Source organism: Synechococcus sp. H60.2 (genome assembly GCF_047462315.1).
In the GTDB taxonomy this organism is placed as follows: domain Bacteria; phylum Cyanobacteriota; class Cyanobacteriia; order Thermostichales; family Thermostichaceae; genus Thermostichus.
On the sequence record NZ_JANSIZ010000050.1, the window covers coordinates 1 to 20,806 of the forward strand.

At 59.3% G+C, this 20,806-nt stretch carries 21 protein-coding genes; 9 read left to right on the top strand and 12 right to left on the bottom strand.

The genetic code is table 11. From position 1 onward, the window contains the following. Nucleotides 1-176: 176 nt before the first annotated feature. From NW845_RS08920 to NW845_RS08960, 9 genes are all read right to left on the bottom strand, one after another. Complete coding sequence (locus tag NW845_RS08920; RefSeq protein WP_414378196.1) at nucleotides 177-1,076, bottom strand: RNA polymerase sigma factor SigF; 900 nt, start codon at nucleotides 1,074-1,076, stop codon at nucleotides 177-179. A 418-nt stretch (nucleotides 1,077-1,494) separates the two neighbouring features. Then, a complete protein-coding gene (locus NW845_RS08925; RefSeq protein ID WP_414334960.1) occupies nucleotides 1,495-2,649 on the bottom strand; it encodes a tetratricopeptide repeat protein in 1,155 nt (384 codons plus the stop codon). A gap of 24 nt (nucleotides 2,650-2,673) precedes the next feature. Further along, the gene (locus tag NW845_RS08930) at nucleotides 2,674-2,979 is read right to left on the bottom strand and encodes a hypothetical protein (protein WP_414334959.1); all 306 of its coding nucleotides are present in this window, start codon (nucleotides 2,977-2,979) and stop codon (nucleotides 2,674-2,676) included. 108 nt (nucleotides 2,980-3,087) lie between these two features. Then, complete coding sequence (locus NW845_RS08935) at nucleotides 3,088-3,876, bottom strand: hypothetical protein (RefSeq protein WP_414378198.1); 789 nt, start codon at nucleotides 3,874-3,876, stop codon at nucleotides 3,088-3,090. Nucleotides 3,877-3,907: 31 nt separating this feature from the next. Beyond that, nucleotides 3,908-5,221 (bottom strand): histidinol dehydrogenase, encoded by a 1,314-nt coding sequence (gene hisD, locus NW845_RS08940; protein WP_414334957.1) that lies wholly within the window; start codon nucleotides 5,219-5,221, stop codon nucleotides 3,908-3,910. 240 nt (nucleotides 5,222-5,461) lie between these two features. Then, on the bottom strand, nucleotides 5,462-6,250 hold the full coding sequence (locus tag NW845_RS08945) for a hypothetical protein (protein WP_414378199.1): 789 nt from the start codon (nucleotides 6,248-6,250) through the stop codon (nucleotides 5,462-5,464). 270 nt (nucleotides 6,251-6,520) lie between these two features. Next, nucleotides 6,521-7,705 carry an LL-diaminopimelate aminotransferase gene (locus NW845_RS08950; protein ID WP_414378201.1) on the bottom strand — a complete coding sequence of 395 codons (1,185 nt, stop codon included), beginning with the start codon at nucleotides 7,703-7,705 and terminating at the stop codon, nucleotides 6,521-6,523. Nucleotides 7,706-7,749: 44 nt separating this feature from the next. Next, nucleotides 7,750-8,334 carry a TolB family protein gene (locus NW845_RS08955; RefSeq protein WP_414378203.1) on the bottom strand — a complete coding sequence of 195 codons (585 nt, stop codon included), beginning with the start codon at nucleotides 8,332-8,334 and terminating at the stop codon, nucleotides 7,750-7,752. A 53-nt stretch (nucleotides 8,335-8,387) separates the two neighbouring features. Further along, the gene (locus NW845_RS08960; RefSeq protein WP_414365659.1) at nucleotides 8,388-8,672 is read right to left on the bottom strand and encodes a DUF427 domain-containing protein; all 285 of its coding nucleotides are present in this window, start codon (nucleotides 8,670-8,672) and stop codon (nucleotides 8,388-8,390) included. A gap of 189 nt (nucleotides 8,673-8,861) precedes the next feature. Here NW845_RS08960 and NW845_RS08965 point away from each other — a divergent pair, with 189 nt between their 5' ends. The 9 genes from NW845_RS08965 to NW845_RS09005 all read left to right on the top strand — a co-directional run bounded on the left by NW845_RS08965 (nucleotide 8,862) and on the right by NW845_RS09005 (nucleotide 17,935). After that, a complete protein-coding gene (locus NW845_RS08965; RefSeq protein ID WP_414378205.1) occupies nucleotides 8,862-10,292 on the top strand; it encodes a DUF697 domain-containing protein in 1,431 nt (476 codons plus the stop codon). Between the two features lie 45 nt (nucleotides 10,293-10,337). Further along, the gene (locus tag NW845_RS08970) at nucleotides 10,338-11,105 is read left to right on the top strand and encodes a peptidase (protein WP_414365657.1); all 768 of its coding nucleotides are present in this window, start codon (nucleotides 10,338-10,340) and stop codon (nucleotides 11,103-11,105) included. A 45-nt stretch (nucleotides 11,106-11,150) separates the two neighbouring features. Continuing rightward, on the top strand, nucleotides 11,151-12,137 hold the full coding sequence (gene glyQ, locus NW845_RS08975; RefSeq protein ID WP_414365656.1) for a glycine--tRNA ligase subunit alpha: 987 nt from the start codon (nucleotides 11,151-11,153) through the stop codon (nucleotides 12,135-12,137). 149 nt (nucleotides 12,138-12,286) lie between these two features. Continuing rightward, complete coding sequence (locus NW845_RS08980; RefSeq protein WP_414365655.1) at nucleotides 12,287-12,811, top strand: NYN domain-containing protein; 525 nt, start codon at nucleotides 12,287-12,289, stop codon at nucleotides 12,809-12,811. Nucleotides 12,812-13,315: 504 nt separating this feature from the next. After that, on the top strand, nucleotides 13,316-15,127 hold the full coding sequence (gene lepA / locus NW845_RS08985; protein ID WP_414365654.1) for a translation elongation factor 4: 1,812 nt from the start codon (nucleotides 13,316-13,318) through the stop codon (nucleotides 15,125-15,127). Continuing rightward, nucleotides 15,120-15,761 (top strand): bis(5'-nucleosyl)-tetraphosphatase (symmetrical) YqeK, encoded by a 642-nt coding sequence (yqeK, locus tag NW845_RS08990; RefSeq protein ID WP_414365653.1) that lies wholly within the window; start codon nucleotides 15,120-15,122, stop codon nucleotides 15,759-15,761. The genes lepA and yqeK overlap by 8 nt, the downstream gene beginning before the upstream one ends. Before the next feature lie 12 nt (nucleotides 15,762-15,773). After that, the gene (rsfS, locus tag NW845_RS08995; protein WP_414372206.1) at nucleotides 15,774-16,145 is read left to right on the top strand and encodes a ribosome silencing factor; all 372 of its coding nucleotides are present in this window, start codon (nucleotides 15,774-15,776) and stop codon (nucleotides 16,143-16,145) included. A gap of 509 nt (nucleotides 16,146-16,654) precedes the next feature. Then, on the top strand, nucleotides 16,655-16,975 hold the full coding sequence (locus tag NW845_RS09000) for a hypothetical protein (RefSeq protein WP_414372209.1): 321 nt from the start codon (nucleotides 16,655-16,657) through the stop codon (nucleotides 16,973-16,975). A 48-nt stretch (nucleotides 16,976-17,023) separates the two neighbouring features. Further along, a complete protein-coding gene (locus NW845_RS09005) occupies nucleotides 17,024-17,935 on the top strand; it encodes a histone deacetylase (protein ID WP_414378207.1) in 912 nt (303 codons plus the stop codon). On the opposite strand, the gene NW845_RS09010 is transcribed toward NW845_RS09005, so the two are convergent. The 3 genes from NW845_RS09010 to speD form a co-directional block, all read right to left on the bottom strand. Then, nucleotides 17,932-19,083 carry an NAD-dependent epimerase/dehydratase family protein gene (locus tag NW845_RS09010; RefSeq protein WP_414365650.1) on the bottom strand — a complete coding sequence of 384 codons (1,152 nt, stop codon included), beginning with the start codon at nucleotides 19,081-19,083 and terminating at the stop codon, nucleotides 17,932-17,934. The genes NW845_RS09005 and NW845_RS09010 overlap by 4 nt on opposite strands. 72 nt (nucleotides 19,084-19,155) lie before the next feature. Continuing rightward, nucleotides 19,156-20,094, bottom strand: coding sequence for a spermidine synthase (locus NW845_RS09015; RefSeq protein WP_414365649.1), 939 nt, complete (start codon nucleotides 20,092-20,094; stop codon nucleotides 19,156-19,158). 28 nt (nucleotides 20,095-20,122) lie between these two features. Beyond that, a complete protein-coding gene (speD, locus tag NW845_RS09020) occupies nucleotides 20,123-20,581 on the bottom strand; it encodes an adenosylmethionine decarboxylase (protein ID WP_414365648.1) in 459 nt (152 codons plus the stop codon). Nucleotides 20,582-20,806 lie beyond the last annotated feature (225 nt).

Here is a 20,806-nt window from a genome sequence, read left to right on the forward strand (position 1 = left end):
CGTTGCTACTAATCAGCAACCGGGGCTGGGAACCCGCCTCGTGAGTCTTGGATGCTTCAGCTCTACTTCACAGACCCGGTACACGGGATCGATGAAGCAACTGGGGCAGAAGAAGAGACAAAAGCTCTGCTGTCAAGCGGATGGGGAAACCCCACCCGCCTGCGCGGTGGGGTAGTTCATAAAATGTCCTGCTTGAGTAACTGGGCCAAGCGCTCCAGGCCCTTTTTGACCTGGCGGGAAACCGTAACGGCGCTGATCCCCAGCCGCTCTGCCGTTTCTTTCTGGGTGAGGTCGTAGAAGAAGACAAATTCCAAAATCTGGCGGGTGCGTTCTTCCAGCTTGGCTAAGGCATGTTGCAGACGGATGCGGTCTTCTTCAGCCAGTTGAAAGCTGCGGTAGCGCTGATCGGGAACGACATCTCCCAACGCAACACTGTCTTCCTCAGTTTGAATCGGGGCATCGAGGCTGAGCAAGAGGCTGTTTTGTCGAGCCAGCTCCATCTCTCGCCATTCCTGCTCCGTTAGTTGCAAGGCTTCCCTCACCTCCGCCTCAGAGGGGGGACGGCCCAACTCTTGCCGCAGGCGCGCAATCACCTTCTTGGCTTGCCGCTGCAGAGTCACCCAGCGGCGTGGGATCCGCATTGTTGGGCTTTTGTCTCGCAGGTAGTGTTGAATTTCTCCGCGAATGTAGGGCATAGCGAAGGAGCTGAAGGCCAGGCCGCGGGTAATATCGAAGCGCTCGATGGCTTGGATGAGCCCTATGCATCCCACTTGCACCAGGTCGTCGTAGGCCTCATTGCATTGGCTGCGCCAGTGGTGGGCTTCTTTACGCACCAAGCCCAGGTTCATTTCCACCAGCCGGTTGCGCAGGGCCGGATCCCGAGTCTGGTGGTACAGTCGCAACAGTGCAGCAGTTTGAGCTTTAACATCTTCATGTTTGGATGCCATAGACGCACCCACAGCTCGGGATCCAGAATCGCCAATACTAGCTTTAGTCAAAGATAGGGGAGCCGCGGCTGTCGATGGCGTTGGCGGCTCGGAGGCGTCGAGAGAAGACCGCTGAGGAGCTGTTAGCATAGACAACTACTTTTTTTCTTTTCTTTACTTTTTGAGCTGCAGTCATTTAAGACCCGATCAGTACCCAAACAACTCAAAGACGGCGGATGCCAGGCGAAATCAGACTTCCCCTGGAACCAACCGCGAAGAAGCTTGCAGGCAGACAGTATCAGGTTGTGTCCATGAAAATGCTACCAGATGTTAAGAAGAACACATCCTGCCCCCGAGATTTGCCAGGAGCTGGAGTGTTCTCAGTTTGCTCAGGTTTTTCGCTGTAAGCAACAGCATCTCTACGGAAAATCAGCGGGTTTCCTCTGCATTGGGCGGAGCCACCAGATTGCTGTTGCCGGCCCATCCTCTGGAACTCAGGACGCAGACGATGAGCAACTAAAGTTGCTTACAGGCTTTTCCGCCCCGCACGAAATACGGAGCTACCAAGCTATCCCTCCGTGTCGGTTCCAAGGCCGGAGAGGGCTGTCAGGAAGGCCGTAAAGCTCGGCTCACTGCGAATGAGGTCGAAATAGGGCTCAGAGGAGAGCAAGGGGCGGTAGCGCTCCGGCTGCAGGCGCAGGGCTTGCTCCAAGGCTTGCAGAGCCTGGGGCACCTGACCTTCCCAGGCGCAGCAGCAGGCTTTGGCGTAGTGGGCCTCGGCATCTTCGGGATCCATCTGCAGGGCCCGGTCAAAACTCTGGATGGCCAGCCCGTAGAGGTTCAAGTCCATCAGCACCAGGCCGCGCTGCACCCAGATCTGAGGGCGCTGGGGATCCTGGGCCAGGGCGCGGTCGTAGCTGTTGAGAGCTTCCATCCAGTTGCCCAGGCGGTGGTGGGCAAGGGCGTGGCCGGCCCAGAGGGAAGCCGATGCGGATCCCAGTTGCAGGGCCCGTTCATAGCTGGCCAGGGCCTCGGCGTAGCGCTCCAGGTGCACTAGGGCCAGCCCGCGACTTTGCCAGACCTGGGGATTGCTGGGGTTAATGGCCAGGGCTTTGTCGTAGCTAGCTAGGGATCCCTGCCACTGCCCCAGCGAGGCCAAGGTTAGCCCGTGCAGATACCACGTTTCCGAGCTATCGGGGCGGAAGGTGAGAATCTGCTCGTAGGCGCGCAGGGCCTCTTGGTAGCGGCCCAGTTGCCGCAGTGTGTTGGCCTGGTTAAAGCGGGCCTCAAAAAAATCCGGCTTTAGGTGCAAAGCCCGCTCGTAGCTGGCCAGCGCTTCCTGGTGACGGCCGAGATCGTCCAGTAGAGAGCCGCGGTTGTTCCAGGCTTCGGGAAAATCTGGCTTTAGCTCCAGGGCACGATCGTAGCTGGCCAGGGCAGCTTGGGCCTGCCCCAGGTGGTCGAGGGTGGTGGCGCGGTTGTACCAGGCAATGGGATCCTGGGGCCGATCTGCCACCGCCTGTTCGAAGGGCTGCAGTTGGGCCCCCTGTTCCACCGTAAGGGCAGAGAGGTCAACTGCCGTTGCCGGCCAAACAGTTGTCGAGTCTGGGGGAGCAGCCTGCTGCTGTCGTCGCAGCCACCAGGCCCAACCGCCGGCCAAGAGCAACAGGCCCACCCCCAGCAGCAGCACACCCACATCGCTCGGAGCAATCGCAAACGGCATGACCCACTTCCTCGCCGCGCGACTCTACATCATCACCAAAAACGGCAGGGGATCGCTGGGCCCTGCCGGCGAGATCAGCTCGATGCGTTTTTCGCCAGGGTAGGTGCTGGGATCGATCTCAAAAGTTACGGTCAGTGCCTCGGCAGTGGCCTGCACCGGCCCTTGGGAGCGCCCCAAGGGATCCCCGAAGCTAACCCGGATCCCTTTGCCCGCCGGGCTGACGCGGATCTCCGTCACTTGATCCAGATGGGATCCCTCCAGTGTACAGACGATAACATCGCCCACAAAGGCCTCCAGAGGCCATCCCCGCCGTACCTGCGGTCTTGACATGCTCGCCCCACTCCTTGGTTATCGACGTTGCCCTTGGATCCCTTGGCCCTGCTGCGTCGCCCGCGGTCTTGGATCCGCTAACGCCAAGCTCAGGGCTATCGAGAAGGGCTACCTGATGTTTAGCCCAAAGTTCCCGGCATGACAAATGGCCGCTGACCCTGCGGGAACAGCCCCAATCCAGCCCTCTTCCAAACCCGAGGAATCGGGGACGGTCAGCGTGGCCGTTCCCCGCACCAACCAATCGGAAGAGGAGCCAACGCTCACCAGCCGCGGCACCTCTTCCAGGCTATCGGCCACGGCAAACAGCACCCGCCCTCGCGCCTGGGGATCCCAGCCCAGCAGCTCGGCATATCCCAGGGCCGGCGGTGGCTCCCAAACCTGTACCGGCGGGATCCCAGTCGAGTCGGTGGGCAAGGGCCAGATCACCGCCCGATCCCAGCTCAAATCGGTTTGGAACCAGCCTGCGTACTCCCGCGCCAGCAGAGTGTTGTCCTGCCAGGCCAGAGGCAGGATCATGGCAAAATCCAAGGGCTCGGCGGGGTCGTACACAGACGCTGAAGCTTGATAGATCACTTGCAAGGCTTGGGTACGAGTGTTCTTGGCAAACAACACACTGGTCAACCGACTGGCCTGAGGGGTGGCCACCAAATCCAGCCGCGTGTACACCTGCCACTGCGGATCCGGTGCCGGCAGAGGCCGGCTGCGCAGCAGGCCAATCAGCGTACACTGCCGTTGCCGCGCCTGCTCCTGCAGGGCATACACCCACTCCCACGGCACGGCCAGCGGCGGAGAAGGGATCCCCTCCGCAGCCGCCATCGTCGCCAACAGCAGGGATCCCATGGCCGCAGACAGAGCCCCTCTCCACCACCGCCCCTTTCGCCAGACAGAAGCTGCCATCGTCACCCAACCTGCGGCCAGGCCAAACTCTCTAGCTCCCCTCGGCCAAGCGCAGTTGCACCGAGCGGCCATGGGCGGGCAGCCCCTCCGCTTGTGCCAGAGCTTGGATCGCGCCAGCCACCTCCTGCAAAGCTGCCGAGCCGTATTGGATCAGGCTGGAGTACTTCAGGAAGGTCTCTACCCCTAGAGCTGAGGCGTAGCGAGCCGCCCCCGCCGTGGGCAAGGTGTGGTTGGGCCCGGCCAGGTAGTCTCCCACCGCCTCTGGAGTGTAGTGCCCCAGGAAGATTGCCCCCGCATGGCGAATGGGATCCAGCAGGGCCCAGGGATCCGCCACCTGCAGCTCCAGGTGCTCCGGCGCGAACTGGTTGGACAAGTTGACTGCTGTCGCCAGATCCGGCACTACGGCAATGAGCCCGTAGTTGGCCACCGCCTTTTCCACCATCAGGCGATTGGGGTGGGTCTCCAGTTGGGCCGCCACCGCCTGCTGCACCTGTTGGGCCAACTGGAGATCGGGGGTGAGGAGAACGGCCGCCGCCAGGGGATCATGCTCGGCCTGGGCCAGAAGATCGGCGGCAACATAGAGGGGATTGGCGCTCTCGTCGGCGATGATCAACACCTCGGAAGGCCCTGCCAGCGAGTCGATCCCCACCGTGCCGTATACCAGCTTCTTGGCCAAAGTCACGTAAATGTTGCCGGGGCCGGTGATCACATCCACCTTGGGGATGGTCTCGGTGCCATAGGCCAGCGCTGCAATGGCCTGGGCCCCGCCGACGCGATAGATGGTGTGGATGCCCACTTCTTGGGCGGCCACCAAAATAGCCGGGCTGATCCCCTTGCCCCCCAGCCCGTCCGATCCCGGTGGGGTCACCATGACAATCTCGGGCACCCCCGCCACCTTGGCCGGAATGGCGTTCATCAACACGGTGCTGGGATAGGCGGCCCGCCCTCCTGGAATGTAGAGGCCGGCGCGGTCCACGGGGCGGTACTGCTTGCCCAAGACAATCTCAGGGCCGGGAAAGCTCACCCAACTGCTGGGCACCCGCTGCCGGTGAAAGGCTTCAATGCGCTGTTTGGCCAGGCGCAGGGCCGATAGCAGTTGCGGCGATACCGCCTGGTAGGCCGCCTCCAGCTCCGCCCCCGAGACCTTCAGCTCCGCCACGCTCAACTCCACCTGGTCAAACTCAGCCGTGTAGGCCAGTAGAGCGCGATCCCCCTGACGGCGCACTGCTTGCAGGATCTCCCGCACAGTGGCCTCACGGTGCAGGTTCTGGTCAGCCTGAGTGCGCTCCGAGATCCGTCTAAGCTCGGCTTCAGCCTCGGTTAGCTGGGTGACGATTCTCAGCATGGCAACTCCTTCGCCTAGCGTGCCGTAAGCAGATGGTAGCGAGGGATCCGGTGGCATCGCGGTAGCAAAGCAGATCCTCACTCCACCGGTTCGTGGTGGCCAGAGGAGCCATCCTCGGTCAGGGATCCCGTCTGCACCTGGGGTGATCTGCTATGGTCATAGCTTAGCCTGGATTTTCCGCGGCCAAGAACCGGCCATGGCGCTTTGAGGACGCTGTTTGAAAAGCAGCTTCCTCTGCTTTTACCAGCGCAATTCAGCCGATTTGATTAAATTGCGAAAGTCGTGGATCACCTCTTCGCAGCGGCGGAAAAAAGCCAGTACCCAGTCCCGCAGCACCTTTTGTTGAGATTCGTCCAGCTCCTTGAGGGTGCCCCGGTAGTGGATTTGGCCGCTGCGCTCGATCTCGAACTGGTTGAGCCACTCGGCTGAGGATCCCTGGCGTTCCACCACTTCCTGCCGCGCTGCCTTCCAATAGTTGACGATCACTGCCTTGCCCAAATAGCCGCTTGTGATCTGGCAGAGGCGATTGAGAGATTGCACAAAGACATCCATCTGCATGCGGCTGCCTGTCGCTGCCGGCTGGGTCGCCTCCTCCCTTGGTGTGGGCTTGCCTTCTGCTAGGGTGGAGCTGGGTTGGGTAGGGTTCCGGACGGCCTCCGCCTGGCTGGTCAACAGGCGAAAGGTGGCCAGGCCCTTCGGCGTATCCTGTTGCAGCTCGGCTCGCAGGCGGTTGACGGCCAAGGTGTAGACCGGCATCACCAGCTCGTCATTGACCGCCACCAGCAACACCCACTCCGGCCCTAAGGGGTAGACAAAGACTCGTTGCTCGGCAAACTGAAAGTCAAAGTAGTCAAGGCCTGGGGGCATGGTCTGCAAAACCTGAAACAGCCCTTCGGCAAGGGCCTGCTGCTGCCGGCTGTCCAAGTTCTGAAAAGAGCGGTAGAAAAAAGGGCGGCCTGTCCGACTCAGGAGCGCCACCCCCATCACCCCCCGGATGGACAAAAAACTCTCGAGCGTTTCCTTCTCCATGCCCCTCAGGAGCCAACTCAGCCAACACAACTCCTATCCTGGCTCAGATTACCCGACACCGGCTGGCTACAGCCCATGACTCCTGTCTTTGCCAATCCTTGCCCAGTACAGGGCTTTCCGGCACTCTGACGCAGCCAGTGCAATTCGGATCCCCCTCGTCTGCAAAAACCTGATGAAACTGGAAAAAGCTGCGGCAAGGAAACCACAGCTGTTGCTAGCCAACGCTGTTACGAACCTGCAGCTCTACCTCCCCTCTCCTAGAGAGAGGGGCTAAGCAATGCACTGGGACAAAAACTCCCCAACCCGTCCTATCGCCTCCTCCAGCCGGGATCCCTCCGCCACTAGGGCAAAGCGGACATAGCCTTCGCCACTGGGGCCAAAGCCAGAGCCTGGCGACAGGGCAACGCCTGTGGCCCGTACCAAGTCTAGACAAAACTGGGCCGAGGAACCACGGTAGGGCTCCGGCAAAGGCGCCCACAGGTACATGGTGGCCTCCGGCAGGGGCACGGGCCAGCCGATGCGGTGCAGAGCCGCCACGGCGATATCCCGCCGCTCGCGGTACACCTGCCGCCAGTGATCCAAAAAGCTATCGGGAGCCGCCAAGGCCGCCGCCGCCCCCCGCAGAATGCCCTGGTAGGGGTGGAAGTCAATGGTGGACTTCACCAGGCGCAAAGCTCGGATCAGCTCGCGGCTGCCGATGGCATAGGCCACCCGGAACCCCCCCATGTGATAGGACTTAGAGAGGGAAAAGAACTCGATGGTGCAGGTCTTGTCCGGATCCGCCTGCAGCGCCGAGGGAGCCACCTGGCCGTCGAAACGCCAGTCCACATAGGGAAAGTCATGGGCCAGGATGATGTCGTGCTGCCGACAAAATTGCAGCGCTTCCTGCCAAAACTCCGGGGTGACGGTGGCGGTGGTGGGGTTGTGGGGATAGCTCAGCACCAAGAGGCGTGCCTGGCGACAGACCTCCGCCGGGATCTCGTCCCACTGGGGCAGGAAGCGGTTTCCCACCCGTAGAGGCAGGTAGTACGGGATCCCCCCCGCCAGATGGATCCCGCCCACATGGGAGGGGTAGCTGGGGTCGGTAACCAAAGCAATATCCCCGGGATTGAGCAGGGCCAGCGGTAGAAGGGCCGTTCCCTGCTGGGATCCGATCAGCGGCAGCACCTCCGTTTCCGGGTCGATCTCCAGGCCGAACTTCCTCAGGTACCACTTGGCACAGGCGGCGCGGAAATCAGCCGTGTCGTGAAATAGGGTGTAGCCGTAGGTGGTGGGATCCGACAAAGCCGATTGAATGGCTGCTAGAGCTTCGGGAGGCGGGGGCAGGTCTGAGGATCCCAGAGACAGGTCGATGACATCCAAGCCGGAGCGGCGTGCCTCCCACTTCGCCTGATCCACTTGGTCGAAGACATTGGAGCGGAGAGGGTGAAGTCGCTGGGCCAGAGAAAGAACCATGCAACAGCTCTTGGTGGGGAGTCTATCCTAGCTGGGGGATCCCTCTAGGGGTTATCGCCAGCGTTGGAAGAGGCGGGTAAAGAGGGCTGCGTGGCCGCCGCCGGGCCGCGGTCGAAAATCTCGATGTGCCACTGGCCACGACCGTTGCTCTCAAAGGCGATAAAGCGGCCATCGCCACTGATGGTGGGGTTGCGCACATCCCCCGGCACCCGGCTGCTGATATTCTCAACGCGGCGGGTTTGCCGGTCGTAGAGAAAAATCTCCGACTTGCCCAGCGCATTGGAGACATAGACGATGTAGCGACCGTCGGCGCTGATATCCGGCGAGGTGGCGGCCACATCGCTGGAATTCAGACCGGGCAAGTCCACCAGCCGCTGTTCCACCGTGTCGTAGAGAAAAATGTCCTGGCTGCCGCTGCGGGCAGAGGAAAACACCAGGTAGCGACCATCGCCACTGAAAGCAGGCTCCCCATCAGGGAAAATGCTGTTGAGGCCGCTGCCGGTGAGCGTGGGACGCGGCGTGCGAAATCCTGCTGGGCCACAACCTAGCAACAGGAGGCTCAATCCGGCCCAACACAACCTGCTTGCCCAGCGGGTTGGGCTGCCTGGGATCTGGCCATCGGTCAGCATCGCCTTGCCCCTCCAACTTTTCTCCATCATACTCAGTTGGCAACTCGGCTCGGCTAGGGTTCTACCTTGACGCCCTTCCAGAAGGCCACGTAGCCGCGGATGTTGGCCGCCGCCGGCTTGGGATCCGGGTAGTACCAGGCGGCATCTTTGTTCTCCTGGCCGTTGACCACGAGGGTGTAGTAGCTGGCTTGTCCTTTCCAGGGGCAGGTGGTGTGGGTGGAGCTGGGCTGAAAGTATTCCCGCCGCAAAGATTCCGGCGGAAAATAGATGTTGCCTTCCACGGTTTCGTAGCGGTCGGTCTCCGCCACCACCACCCCGTTCCAGATGGCCCTGGGCATGAAAAACCTCCTGTCGCGAACTCTCGGTTCTCAACGTTAGTTTTAACGTTATTTTTGAAGTTGCAGATCTCGGCAAGGCCAACTGCCTTTCTTTGAGATTAGCTTTTCTGCCTGTCGTCGATCGTTGTCGTTGAGGGTTGACACCCGCCCCCGCTGGGCTGTTCTCCACTGCTATTGAGCGCTACGGCCATGGCTCGCCGCAACACCCTAGAAGATGACCTCAACTACCAGCAAGCCAAGCGCAGCCTGCGCCAGTGGGTGGCCCAACTGGATCTGCGCCCCCAAGAGATCGTGGGCCTAGAGAGGGAGCTGGAGAACTTGCAAGCGCTCTTGGACAAGCTAGAAACCGAGGTCATCCACATCGCCGCCTTTGGCCTGGTGGGGCGGGGCAAGTCCTCCCTGCTCAATGCCCTGTTGGGCGAGCCGGTGTTCGAGACGGGGCCAACCCATGGCGTCACCCGTACCCATCGAGCTGCCGTTTGGAACATCAGTTGGGAAACCCGTCCCCAACCCCCCTTGGCTGCAGCAGCCCTGCAGGGATCCCGCCTGCTGCCGGCCTCGGTGCAGTCGGTTCAGGTCAGCCACTGGCAGGGATCCCGTCTGGAGCTGATCGACACTCCCGGCCTCGATGAGGTGGACGGCGAGGAGCGGGCGCGGCTGGCCCAAGAGGTGGCGCAGCGGTCGGATCTGATCCTGTTTGTTGTCTGCGGGGATCTGACGCGGGTGGAGTTTGAGGCCCTAGCGACGCTGCGGGAGGCGGGCAAGCCCATGCTGCTGGTGTTCAACAAAATCGACCAGTACCCAGAGGCGGATCGCCAGGCCATCTACGACAAGATCCGCAACGAGCGGGTGCGGCAGCTTCTTTCTCCCAACGAGATTGTCATGGTGGCGGCCTCGCCGCGGGTGCCGCGCCTGGTGCAGAGGCCAGATGGCAGCTTTGGCGTGGAGATGGAGATCGGCCCCCCCCAAGTGGATGCTCTGCGCCTGAAAATCTTGGAAGTCTTGCATCGGGAGGGGCGTTCCCTGCTGGCCCTCAATGCTCTCCTGTTTGCCGATCGCGTCAACCAGCAGGTGATTGAGCGCAAGCTGCAAAGCCGTGCCCAGCAGGCCCAAGAGCTCATCGCCGCTGCTGCCCGCACCAAGGCGCTGGCTGTTGCCCTCAACCCCGTTACCCTGCTCGACACCTTGGGAGGACTGGCCCTGGATATTGCTCTCATCCTGCGCTTGTCCCGCCTGTATGGCTGGCCCATGAGCACTGTGGGAGCCGCCCAACTGCTGCAGAAGATCGTCCTCAGCATGCTCAGCCTGGGGGCGGGAGAATGGGTGGCGCTGTTGGGGCTGGGATCCCTGAAAACCTTGCTGGGGGGATCCCTGCCCTTTGCTGGGGGACTCTCTCTGGGGGCCTACGGTTCGGTGGCCCTGACGCAAGCGGTGTTGGCCGGATTTTCCTGCTACGCCATCGGGGAGGCGGCCCGTCGCTACCTGGCCCAGGGAGCCAGTTGGGGGCCAGAGGGGCCCAAAGCTGCCATTGCCCAGATTTTGGCCGATTTGGACGAAGCCTCGATCACCGCCCGCCTGCGGGAGGAAATCCGCCACAAAATTGGATTCGCTCTCTCCTGACCCTCTACAACCCTCTACAATCAGAAGGCCGAGCCAATCGTTCCCATGACCTACTGTCTTGGCATCCTCACCCGTTCTGGCTTGGTGATGGCGGCAGATTCCCGCACCAACGCCGGCGTCGATTACGTCTCCACCTACCAAAAGCTGTTCGACTTTTCCCTGCCCGAAGAACGGGTAATCTTAATTTGCACCTCCGGCAACCTGTCCATTACCCAGAGCGTTTTAACGGAAGTGCAGCGGGATCTGCGCCAGCAGGAAAGCCCCAATCTCCACACCCTGCCCCATCTCTACGACGTGGCCCGCTACCTGGGATCCAAAATCCGCCACATCCAAGAGCAAGACCGACCCTGGCTGGAAAAAGACGGCATCGACGCCCAGTGCAGCTTCCTGTTGGGAGGACAGATCCGCGGTGAGGAGCCGGCCCTCTTCTTGATCTACAGCCAGGGCAACTGCATCCAGGCCACCCCAGAAACGCCTTTTTTGCAGGTGGGGGAAACCAAATACGGCAAGCCCATCTTGGATCGCACCCTCTCCTACGAAACCCCCCTGGAGGATGCAGCCAAATGTGCCCTCCTCTCCATCGACTCCACCATGAAGTCCAACATCTCTGTCGGCCCCCCCATCGACCTGGTGATGGTGCCGGCCAATCAGTTCAAAGTTACCCATCGCCTGCGCCTGCGCACCGGGGATCCCTACCTGGCCAAGATGCGCAAGCTCTGGGAGAGCGCCCTCAAACAGGCCTTCGACCAAATGCCCCCCATCGAGTGGGACTACTCAGATTCAGCCGATCGAGAAGAAGAGCTGATCGACTGAGCGGGGGAGATTGGTAGGATAGGGTAGCTTTGCCCAGCCCTTGTCATGTCAGCCCACACCTTTCAGGACTTGATCTTTCGCCTGCAGCAGTTTTGGGGGGAACAAGGCTGCCTCATCCTGCAGCCCTACGACCTGGAAAAAGGCGCCGGCACCATGAGCCCCCACACGTTTTTGCGTGCCCTGGGGCCGGATCCCTGGCGGGTGGCCTATGTCGAACCTTGTCGTCGCCCCACCGACGGGCGCTACGGCCAAAATCCCAACCGCCTGCAGCACTACTTTCAGTACCAGGTTCTGATCAAGCCTTCCCCCGACGACATCCAAGAGGTGTACCTAGACAGCCTGCGGGCTTTGGGCATCAATCCGGCAGAGCATGACATTCGCTTTGTGGAAGACGACTGGGAATCCCCTACCCTGGGTGCCTGGGGGGTGGGCTGGGAAGTGTGGCTGGACGGCATGGAGGTAACCCAGTTCACCTACTTTCAACAGGTGGGCGGGCAGGATTGCCACCCGGTTTCTGTAGAGATTACCTATGGACTGGAGCGCCTGGCCATGTACCTGCAGGGGGTGGATTCGGTTTTCGATCTCTGCTGGAGTGAGCACCCTTCCCTGGGCCGGATTACCTATGGGCAAATCTATTTCCAAAATGAGGTGGAGCAGTCCTACTACAACTTCGAGTATTCGGATCCCGAGATGCTGCTGGAGCTGTTCCGCCTCTACGAAGCTGAAGCCAAGCGCTTGATTGAAACCACGCAGCAGAAGCTGCAGAAACAGGTGCTTCCCGATCGGCTGGCGGTGTCGCTACTCCTGCCCGCCTACGACTATGTGCTCAAGTGCTCCCATACCTTCAACCTGCTCGATGCCCGCGGCGTCATTGCCGTGGCCGAGCGCACCCTCTACATTGGGCGCATCCGCAACCTGGCCCGACAATTGGCAGAGCTGTACGTCAGCCAAGCCGATCGCCCCGGCTCCAGCTATGCCCTAGGGCAGCCGGAACCCACTCTGATCTCCAAAGGCGCCCGGTCTAATGGCTAGGGAAAAAGATCCCTGTTTTCGCTATGATGAGGGATTGGCATCAGCAGGCGCTGGCCTACCATAGCCACCCCTTACCTTAGGATAATCGTCACTCTCGTTTTCACCCTCTTTTCCTGACCAGTCCACCTTATATTCCCGGAAAAATCTTTATGTTTCGCCATCCCGTCACGCGGGTTTCCATCTTTATCGATGGGAACAATATGTTTTATGCCCAACAAAAAAATGGCTGGTTTTTCGACCCGCGCCGAGTCTTGGATTATTTTGTTAGGTCACAGCCCAATGTCGAGCTAGTCAACGCATTTTGGTACACCGGCATCAAGGATCCCAACGATCAAAGGGCCTTTCGAGATGCTCTGATCAGCTTGGGTTTCACGGTGCGCACCAAGATCCTCAAAGAATATCGAGACGAAGACTCCGGCCGCTACTTCCAGAAGGCCAACCTGGATATCGAGATCGTTATCGATATGTTCAACACGGTTGGGCAATACGACAGGATCATCTTGTTTAGCGGCGATGGCGATTTTGAGCGGGCCGTCGAGCTGTTGCGCTCCAAAAACACCTTGATTACCGTCGTCTCCACCGAAGGAATGATTGCCCGCGAGCTGCGCAACGCCACCGATCGCTACATCGACCTCAACGACATTCGCCCCTACATCGAGAAGCTAGACAAGTAAGGCCGAGATTCTGGGCCGATCCCTCTGCTGTCGAGCCGGCCCCACAGCTCCCTGGCGGAGTTGCCACAACTCATCTGAGTTCCTTCTGGTTTCTCCGCCTTGAGGGAAAATCTGCTGAGTAAGATTGCTGCCACGCGAGCGCCCCATCCGTTACATCGACCATAGTCGGCGTTGCCGGGAAAAGCTGTCCCAGCCGCTTTAAGTTGCTCTGGCAACCGTCAGAAGGGTTGTTATAGTCATTATCAAATAGCAATGAAACACTTCTCCACCTCGTTATTACTACGCAATGCTGTCGCTCTAACTCCCCTCTCCCTCTGGGAGAGGGGCCGGGGGTGAGGGATGGGAGAGGGGCCGGGGGTGAAGGCGGGTCGGCGGCAAAGTGTCTTAATCTGGTTTGAAACGACTCTATCTTCCTCCTTGCCGGTTAACTTCTGGACAACCTTGACCTGGGCAGAGAGCCAAAGAGGCTAGCATTGTAAAAAATCTTTGCCCTGACAGGTTCTTATGACCGACGTTCCCGTCTCCCGCATTCGCAACTTTTCCATCATCGCCCACATCGACCACGGCAAATCCACCCTGGCCGACCGGCTCCTGCAAGAAACCGGCACCGTTTCAGCCCGCGAGATGAAGCCGCAGCTTCTAGACAGCATGGAACTGGAGCGGGAGCGGGGCATCACCATCAAGCTGCAGGCGGCCCGCATGAACTACCGCGCCCAAGACGGCCAGGACTATGTCCTCAACCTCATCGATACGCCGGGGCACGTGGACTTTACCTACGAAGTCTCCCGCTCCCTAGCAGCCTGCGAAGGGGCGCTGCTGGTGGTGGATGCCTCTCAAGGTGTGGAAGCGCAGACCCTGGCCAACGTCTATCTGGCCCTGGAGAACAACCTGGAAATCATCCCGGTCATCAACAAAATTGACCTGCCGGGGGCGGAGCCGGAGCGGGTCATCGCCGAAATTGAACAGGTGATCGGCCTCGATTGCAGCGGGGCGATCCTGGCTTCTGCCAAAATGGGCATCGGCATCCAAGAGATCTTAGAGGCAATCGTGCAGCGGGTGCCCCCGCCGCAGGATACGGTGGCGGATCCCTTGCGGGCTTTGATTTTCGATAGCTACTACGACTCCTATCGCGGCGTGATTGTCTATGTGCGCATCATGGATGGGGAGGTGAAAACGGGGGATAAGATCTGCTTCATGGCCTCCGGTCGGGAGTACGAAATTACCGAGCTAGGGGTGATGCGCCCCCATCAAGAGCCGGTTGAGTCTCTCCATGCGGGGGAAGTGGGCTACATTGCCGCCGCCATCAAAAGTGTCGAGCACGCCCGTGTTGGGGATACTATCACGCTTGTCCATCGCAGGGCCTCTGAACCTCTGCCGGGCTACAAAGAAGCCAAGCCGATGGTCTTCTGCGGCCTCTTCCCCAGCAACTCCGATCAATACGCCGAACTCAAAGAAGCTCTGGAAAAACTGAAGCTCAACGATGCTGCCCTCTACTTTGAGCCGGAAGTTTCCCCTGCCATGGGCTTTGGCTTCCGCTGTGGTTTCCTGGGCCTGTTGCACATGGAGGTGGTGCAGGAGCGCCTGGAGCGGGAATACAACCTGGATTTGGTGATTACCGCTCCGACAGTGGTATACCAGGTTACCCTCAATGATGGCTCGGTCATCCGCGTAGATAACCCCAGCAAGCTGCCTCCTCCTAACGAGCGCGTCAGCATCGAGGAGCCTATTGTTCGGGTGGAGGTAATCCTGCCGGAGGAGTTTGTTGGTACGGTGATGGAGCTGTGCGAGACCAAGCGCGGCACCTTTAAGGATATGAGGTACCTGGCTCAGGGCCGCACGACGTTGGTGTACGAATTGCCTTTGGCGGAGGTGGTCACCGACTTCTTCGACCAGTTGAAATCTCGCACCCGCGGCTACGCCAGTATGGATTACCAAATGGTGGGTTACCGCGCCGACGATCTGGTGCGTTTGGACATCCTAATCAACGGGGACGTGGTGGATTCTCTGTCCACAATCGTGCATCGGGACAAAGCTTTTTATGTGGGCCGGTCTCTAGTAGCCAAGCTGCGCGAGCTGATCCCACGCCACCAATTTGAGGTGCCCATTCAGGCAGCGATTGGCTCTCGGGTGATAGCCCGCGAAACCATTCCTGCCCTGCGCAAAAATGTCCTGGCCAAGTGCTACGGGGGGGATGTGACCCGCAAGCGGAAACTTTTGGAAAAGCAAAAGGAGGGGAAAAAGCGCATGAAGGCGGTGGGAACCGTGGAGGTGCCCCAAGAGGCGTTTATGGCAGTGCTGAAGTTGCAAAATGACTAGCCCAGTCTTACGACGGGAAGAGGTGTTGGCCTGGCTCCAGGAGCAGGTGCCTCCCCCTCGCCTTCGCCACATTTTGGGGGTAGAGGCGATGGCCCGGCAACTGGCGATCCATTATGGGCTGGATGAGCAAAAAGCTGCTTGGGCAGGGCTGATGCACGACTTGGCCAAGTCCTTCCCCCCGGAGCAACTGTTGCAAAGGGTGGCTCAGGAACGGGAGCTGGACGAAATTGAGCGGGCCGAACCCCACATTCTCCACGCCGAGGTGGGATCCCTGCTGGCACGGGAGCGATTTCAGGTGCAGGATGCAGAGATCTTGGCGGCCATCGCCAACCACACCCTGGGACGCCCCGGCATGGATCCATTGAGCTGTGTGGTTTTTGTAGCCGATGCTCTGGAGCCGAATCGGGGCAGCAGCCCAGAATTGGAGCGGTTGCGGCAGATGGCTTTTGTAGATTTGTCTAAAACCGTGGTGGGAGTCTGTGACTTGAGCCTAAAATTTTTGCTAGATCGGAATCAAGTGGTTCATCCGCGCACCCTCATGACTCGGAATCATTTTCTGCTGCATCCTTTAGATAGAAAGGATGTAGAGAAGGTTATGTCCCAAAGCAACTCAGTCGTTTCAGGAGGGTTTTAGTTGCTACAGCCCATGCCTGCCCGTGCCAGGGATCCCATCTATCGCATGGCGTTGACCGCAGCTCGCGCAGCGGAAGAAAAAAAAGGCGGCGACATTGTCTTGCTGGATGTATCCCAAATTTCCACGTTGGCGGATTACTTCCTTTTGATCAGTGGCTACTCGCTTACGCAAGTACGGGCCATTGCCCGAGCAATTGAGGAAAAGGTTTGGGAGGAGTGGCAACAGAGTCCGCGCCGCATCGAAGGTCAAGAGTCAGGCTCCTGGATACTGATCGACTATGCCGATCTCATTGTCCATGTGCTCATGCAGGAGGAAAGAGACTACTACGACCTAGAATCTTTCTGGATCCAGGCCCAGCGAGTCGATTTGCCGCTGGCGGGTTAACCGCATGTTTTTTCGGATCCCTACCTTCGGCGTCGGCTTGAGCATTCCAAGCTTTGGCACGCTAAATTGGTCAATTATCAAGAAATATGTAAATCCCTTAATATTCTCATAATTTTCCACATAGCCCTATGTTAGCGTAGTGGACGAGGAGTGGTTGGGTAAGATCTTCTCTCTGCGGCTAAGTTTCTATAGTCTTTGTTAAATCCCCTGCCCTGTACTCCTCAAAACGCCGATAATTTTTCATTGGCATCCCAGGCCAGTGAAGAGATTTTCTGGCTGCTGAGGGTTTCTGCTGGCTACTTTCAGTGGCAAGTGAGAAGGCAAATGAGAGGGGAAAGAATCAGCCGTACAAAAGATCTTACGGACAAATTCGCAACGGCTTCCCGCTGGAGGACTGGATTTGCCGACGGCTCAAATGTCCGGCTGGTAGGCAAAAGTCTGGGGAAATTGCACGTTTTGTTGAATACCTGTTTTAAGAGCGACAAGGATTTTTAGGAGGGACATCGATCATGGAAAAGATGTTGGTTAATATTGTCGAGTACCTGGCCTTGGGAGAGCTGGAAAATGTCCTCTGTACTGAACACCCCCATCAGCAGGTTTTCCACGATGCCAGGGAGCGGGAAGTGCTGATGCAGCAGATCTTAAACCGGGTTCCTGCTGTTTACATGTGGCTGGCTCCCGATGAGTGTCCCAGCCACGATCAGCTCAACCCTTCTGAGCTGGAATTGCTCCGCTCGGTAGTGCGGGATGTGGTCAAGCAGAAGCTGCAACAAGCTTCTTTTGGCGTTGACCCCTATGCGGGATCCATGTCGGAAGCTTTTTACGGGTAGAGAAGCACGGGCTTAGGCTAAACTGCGAGAACATTGCCTCGCCCTGGTATGTTGCCCGTCTACTATTCAGAGACCTTTCTCCGCCACGACACTGGCCCCTTCCATCCTGAGCGCCCGGCTCGCCTGCAGGCCATTGTCAAGGCGCTGCGCAGCGCCTCTTTCGCCGAGCATCTGGAATGGCGGGATCCCCCCTTGGCGGATCTTGCGGAACTGGAGCGGGTTCACCCGCGCTGGCACATTCAACAGGTGGCCGAGTTGGCCGCGAGGGGCGGGGGACGCATCGACGCAGATACTTCCGTTTCCGCAGCAAGCTTCGAGGCGGCGCGCTTGGCGGTGGGAGCCTGGATTGCTGCTTCGGCCTCGGTTTTGGCCGCAGCTCAGCCGGCTTTGGTGCTGTGTCGCCCGCCGGGGCATCACGCGGAGCCGGAACGGGCAATGGGGTTTTGTCTCTTCAGTAACGCCGCCATTGCCGCCCTCTGGGCCCTGGATCAGCCGGGGGTGAGGCGGGTGGCAATTTTTGATTGGGATGTGCATCACGGCAACGGCACGCAGGCGGTGGTGGAGCGCCACCCTCAACTGCTCTATGCCTCCATCCACCAGTTCCCCCTCTACCCCGGCACGGGCTTGGCCCAGGAAACCGGGATCCACGGCAACCTCTGCAATGTGCCGCTGCCTGCTGGGTCGGATTGGTCGGCCTATAAAAAGGCTCTCGATGAGAAGGTTTTGCCCTTCTTGCGAGCCTTCCAACCGGATTTGCTGCTGGTGAGTGCGGGCTTTGACTGTGCCAAAGGGGATCCCTTGGCCAGCATGCTGCTGGAGCCGGAAGATTTTGGCCGTATGGCCCGCCTTTGCCTGGAGGAGGTGACCTGCAAGACCGTCTTCGGCCTAGAAGGGGGCTATGACCTGGAGAACCTGGCCCGCGGCTGGCTAAGCCTAGCTCAAGCTTGCCTGAAGGGTTAGCCTTTCCACTTCACCTTGGGCAGGATCTGCCGCACATCCACCCGGTCTTTGTACTTGAGAGCAAAGTTGAGCAGCGAGTCCAAAAGGGAGTCAGACAGATAGTGGGGCTGTAGGCCCAGGTCTAGGAGCTTGGTATTTTTGGCGTTGTAGTAGTGCTCCTCCAGCTCAACACGGGGGTTTTCTAGGTAGTTGATCTCCACCTTCAGCCCCATGGTGGCTCCGGCTTTTTGCACCATCAGCGCCAGTTGCTCCACGCTAAATTGCTCCGTAAACTGGTTCATCACCCGAAACTGGCCCGGCTCAGCGGGATGGGCGATGGCCAACTCCACACAGCGCACTGTGTCACGGATATCCAGGAAGCCACGGGTTTGGCCCCCCTTGCCGTACACCGTCAGTGGGTGCCCCACCGCCGCCTGAATGCAAAAGCGGTTTAGAGCCGTACCGAACACGCCATCGTAGTCGAGGCGGTTGATCAGCACCTCATCCATGCCAGTTTCTTCTGTCAGCACGCCGTACACCACTCCTTGGTTGAGATCCGTGGCGCGCAGGCCCCAGACGCGGCAGGCGAAGTGGATGTTGTGGCTGTCGTGCACCTTGGAGAGGTGATACATGGAACCCGGCTGCTTCGGATAGGGCAGGGTGTCCTTGCGGCCGTTGTGCTCGATGGTGATGTACCCCTCCTCGATGTCGATGTTGGGGGTGCCATACTCACCCATGGTGCCCAGCTTCACCAGGTGGCAGTCGGGAAACTCCTCCTTGATGGCGTAGAGGATGTTCAGGGTGCCCACTACATTGTTGACCTGGGTCATCACCGCATGTTCGCGGCTAATCATCGAGTAGGGAGCAGAGCGCTGCTCGCCAAAGTGGACAATGGCCTCCGGCTCAAAGCGACGCATGCAAGAAATGAGGGCCTCGTAGTTGGTGACGTCGCAAACGAAAATGGGAATATCCTTGCCGGTCAGCCCCTTCCAGCGATCCACCCGCTGTTCGAGCTGGGCAATGGGCGTCAGGGTAGAAACCCCTAGCTGCAGATCCCAGAGGCGGCGCACGTAGGAATCAAGAATGGCCACCTCATAGCCCCTGTTGGACAGGTGTAGGGCCGTTGCCCAGCCACAGTATCCGTCACCACCAATAACCAGGACTTTCATCAGGGAAGCGAAATTCGGCTGCTCACGAATCTACCAAGTTATGGCACCGAAGACAAATACCTCAGGATCCCATTAATCAACCTGAGGAGGGTTGTCTAGGGTGTAGACGGTGGTCTCAGCAGCAATGGCGCGGCGCAGGTGGGCGGGAACCTGGTAGAGTCCCAGGAGGGTGATGCCATCGATGAAGCGCAGCGCTCCGCGGGCGGGATCCAGGTGTTGGGCCAGGATCTGATCCACCTGTTCGGGCTCCGGCCTGGAAGAGATGGGATCCTGGGCTGCCAGGGCAAACCCCAGCGGCCCGCCGTAGGTGGGGGCGTAGATAGCGTAGGGCTGCACAGCAGCAAACACCGTTTTCAGGGTGTGAACGATGCGAGTGTGCTGCCACAACTCTACCGGCCCCGTCGGCCCAGCTTGGATGACAAAAGCCCCAGCGGGCCGCAACTTCGAGTGGATCTGGCAAAAAAACTCCTGGGTAAAGAGGCGGTAGGCCGGGCCGGACTCAATGGGATCCGACAGATCGGAAAGGATCGCGTCCCAGACCGGCTCCGTCTGGTGAAGAAAATCCAAGGCGTCAGCGATCACCACCTCTGCCCGCGGATCCTCAAAGGATCCTTGGTGCATTTCCGGCAGATGCTCTCGACAGGCCTCCACCACCTCCCCGTCGATGTCCACCATCACCACCTGCTCCACCGAGCGCCAACGCAGCACCTCCCGTAGCGTCGCCCCCTCCGCACCGCCCAATATCAACACTCGCCGCGGGATCCCACCCGCCTGGACGACCTGCACCAGGGCCGGGTGAACCAGAGCCTCGTGGTACAGGAATTCGTCCACGGTGGTGGACTGCCAGTGGCCATCCAGCATCAGGCCCTTGCCGTAGGCTCCCGTCTCGGCGATAAGCATCTCCTGAAAAGGGGTTTTTCGGTAGGCCAGAATGCGCGTGATGGCACGGGCAGTGTAGTCCCAGGGGGTGAAGTACTCCTGTGCCCAGAAGAAGCTCTTTGGGATGTTCATAGAACCCCTTACAAAAAGCGGCGGGATCTCAGCGCCTTCGTCTGGCCGTTTCACAGCTCAGCGCTTCGGGAAAATCCGCCATCTCTTCAACAGGTACCGCATCCGTGGTTCGGCGAGGCAGCTTGCGCAGCGAATGCCGCCGCGCTTGAAACACCTGGATCAAGTATTCACAGGCTGCTTCGGGCCGCGTGTGGCGACCACAGGTGAACACATCCACCGCTGCATAGCCCGCTTCGGGCCAGGTGTGAATGGAGATATGAGATTCTCCCAAAAGGGCCAGCGCCGTGATCCCCTGTGGCTCAAATGGATGGCAAAGCTCACCCAAGAGGGTGGAGTTGGAGCGTCTTGCTGCCTCCCGCAAGGCCTGTTGCACAAGGGAGACATCATCCAGAAGTTTGGCCGGGCAGTCGTAAAGCTCTAGGATGCAGTGGATCCCAATCAGAGCCAGAGACCTATCCCCTAATTGGCCAGATAGTGTGTGCAGCATACTATCCCCTAATTGGCCAGATAGACTACCGAAGCCGTGCGAACAAAAAGCACAGCTTTACCATCTTCTCATAGATGCAGCTAGATTACACCCCGCAACGGCTTTTTTCTTAACTGAGAATTAACCTTGACGTTCTCTGCAGCCCTGCTACAGCCTGTTAAGGAATCAAGGGGTACAGTAGCAACACTTAGCAAACCAACTTCGGAAGCAGGATGGATTAATCAG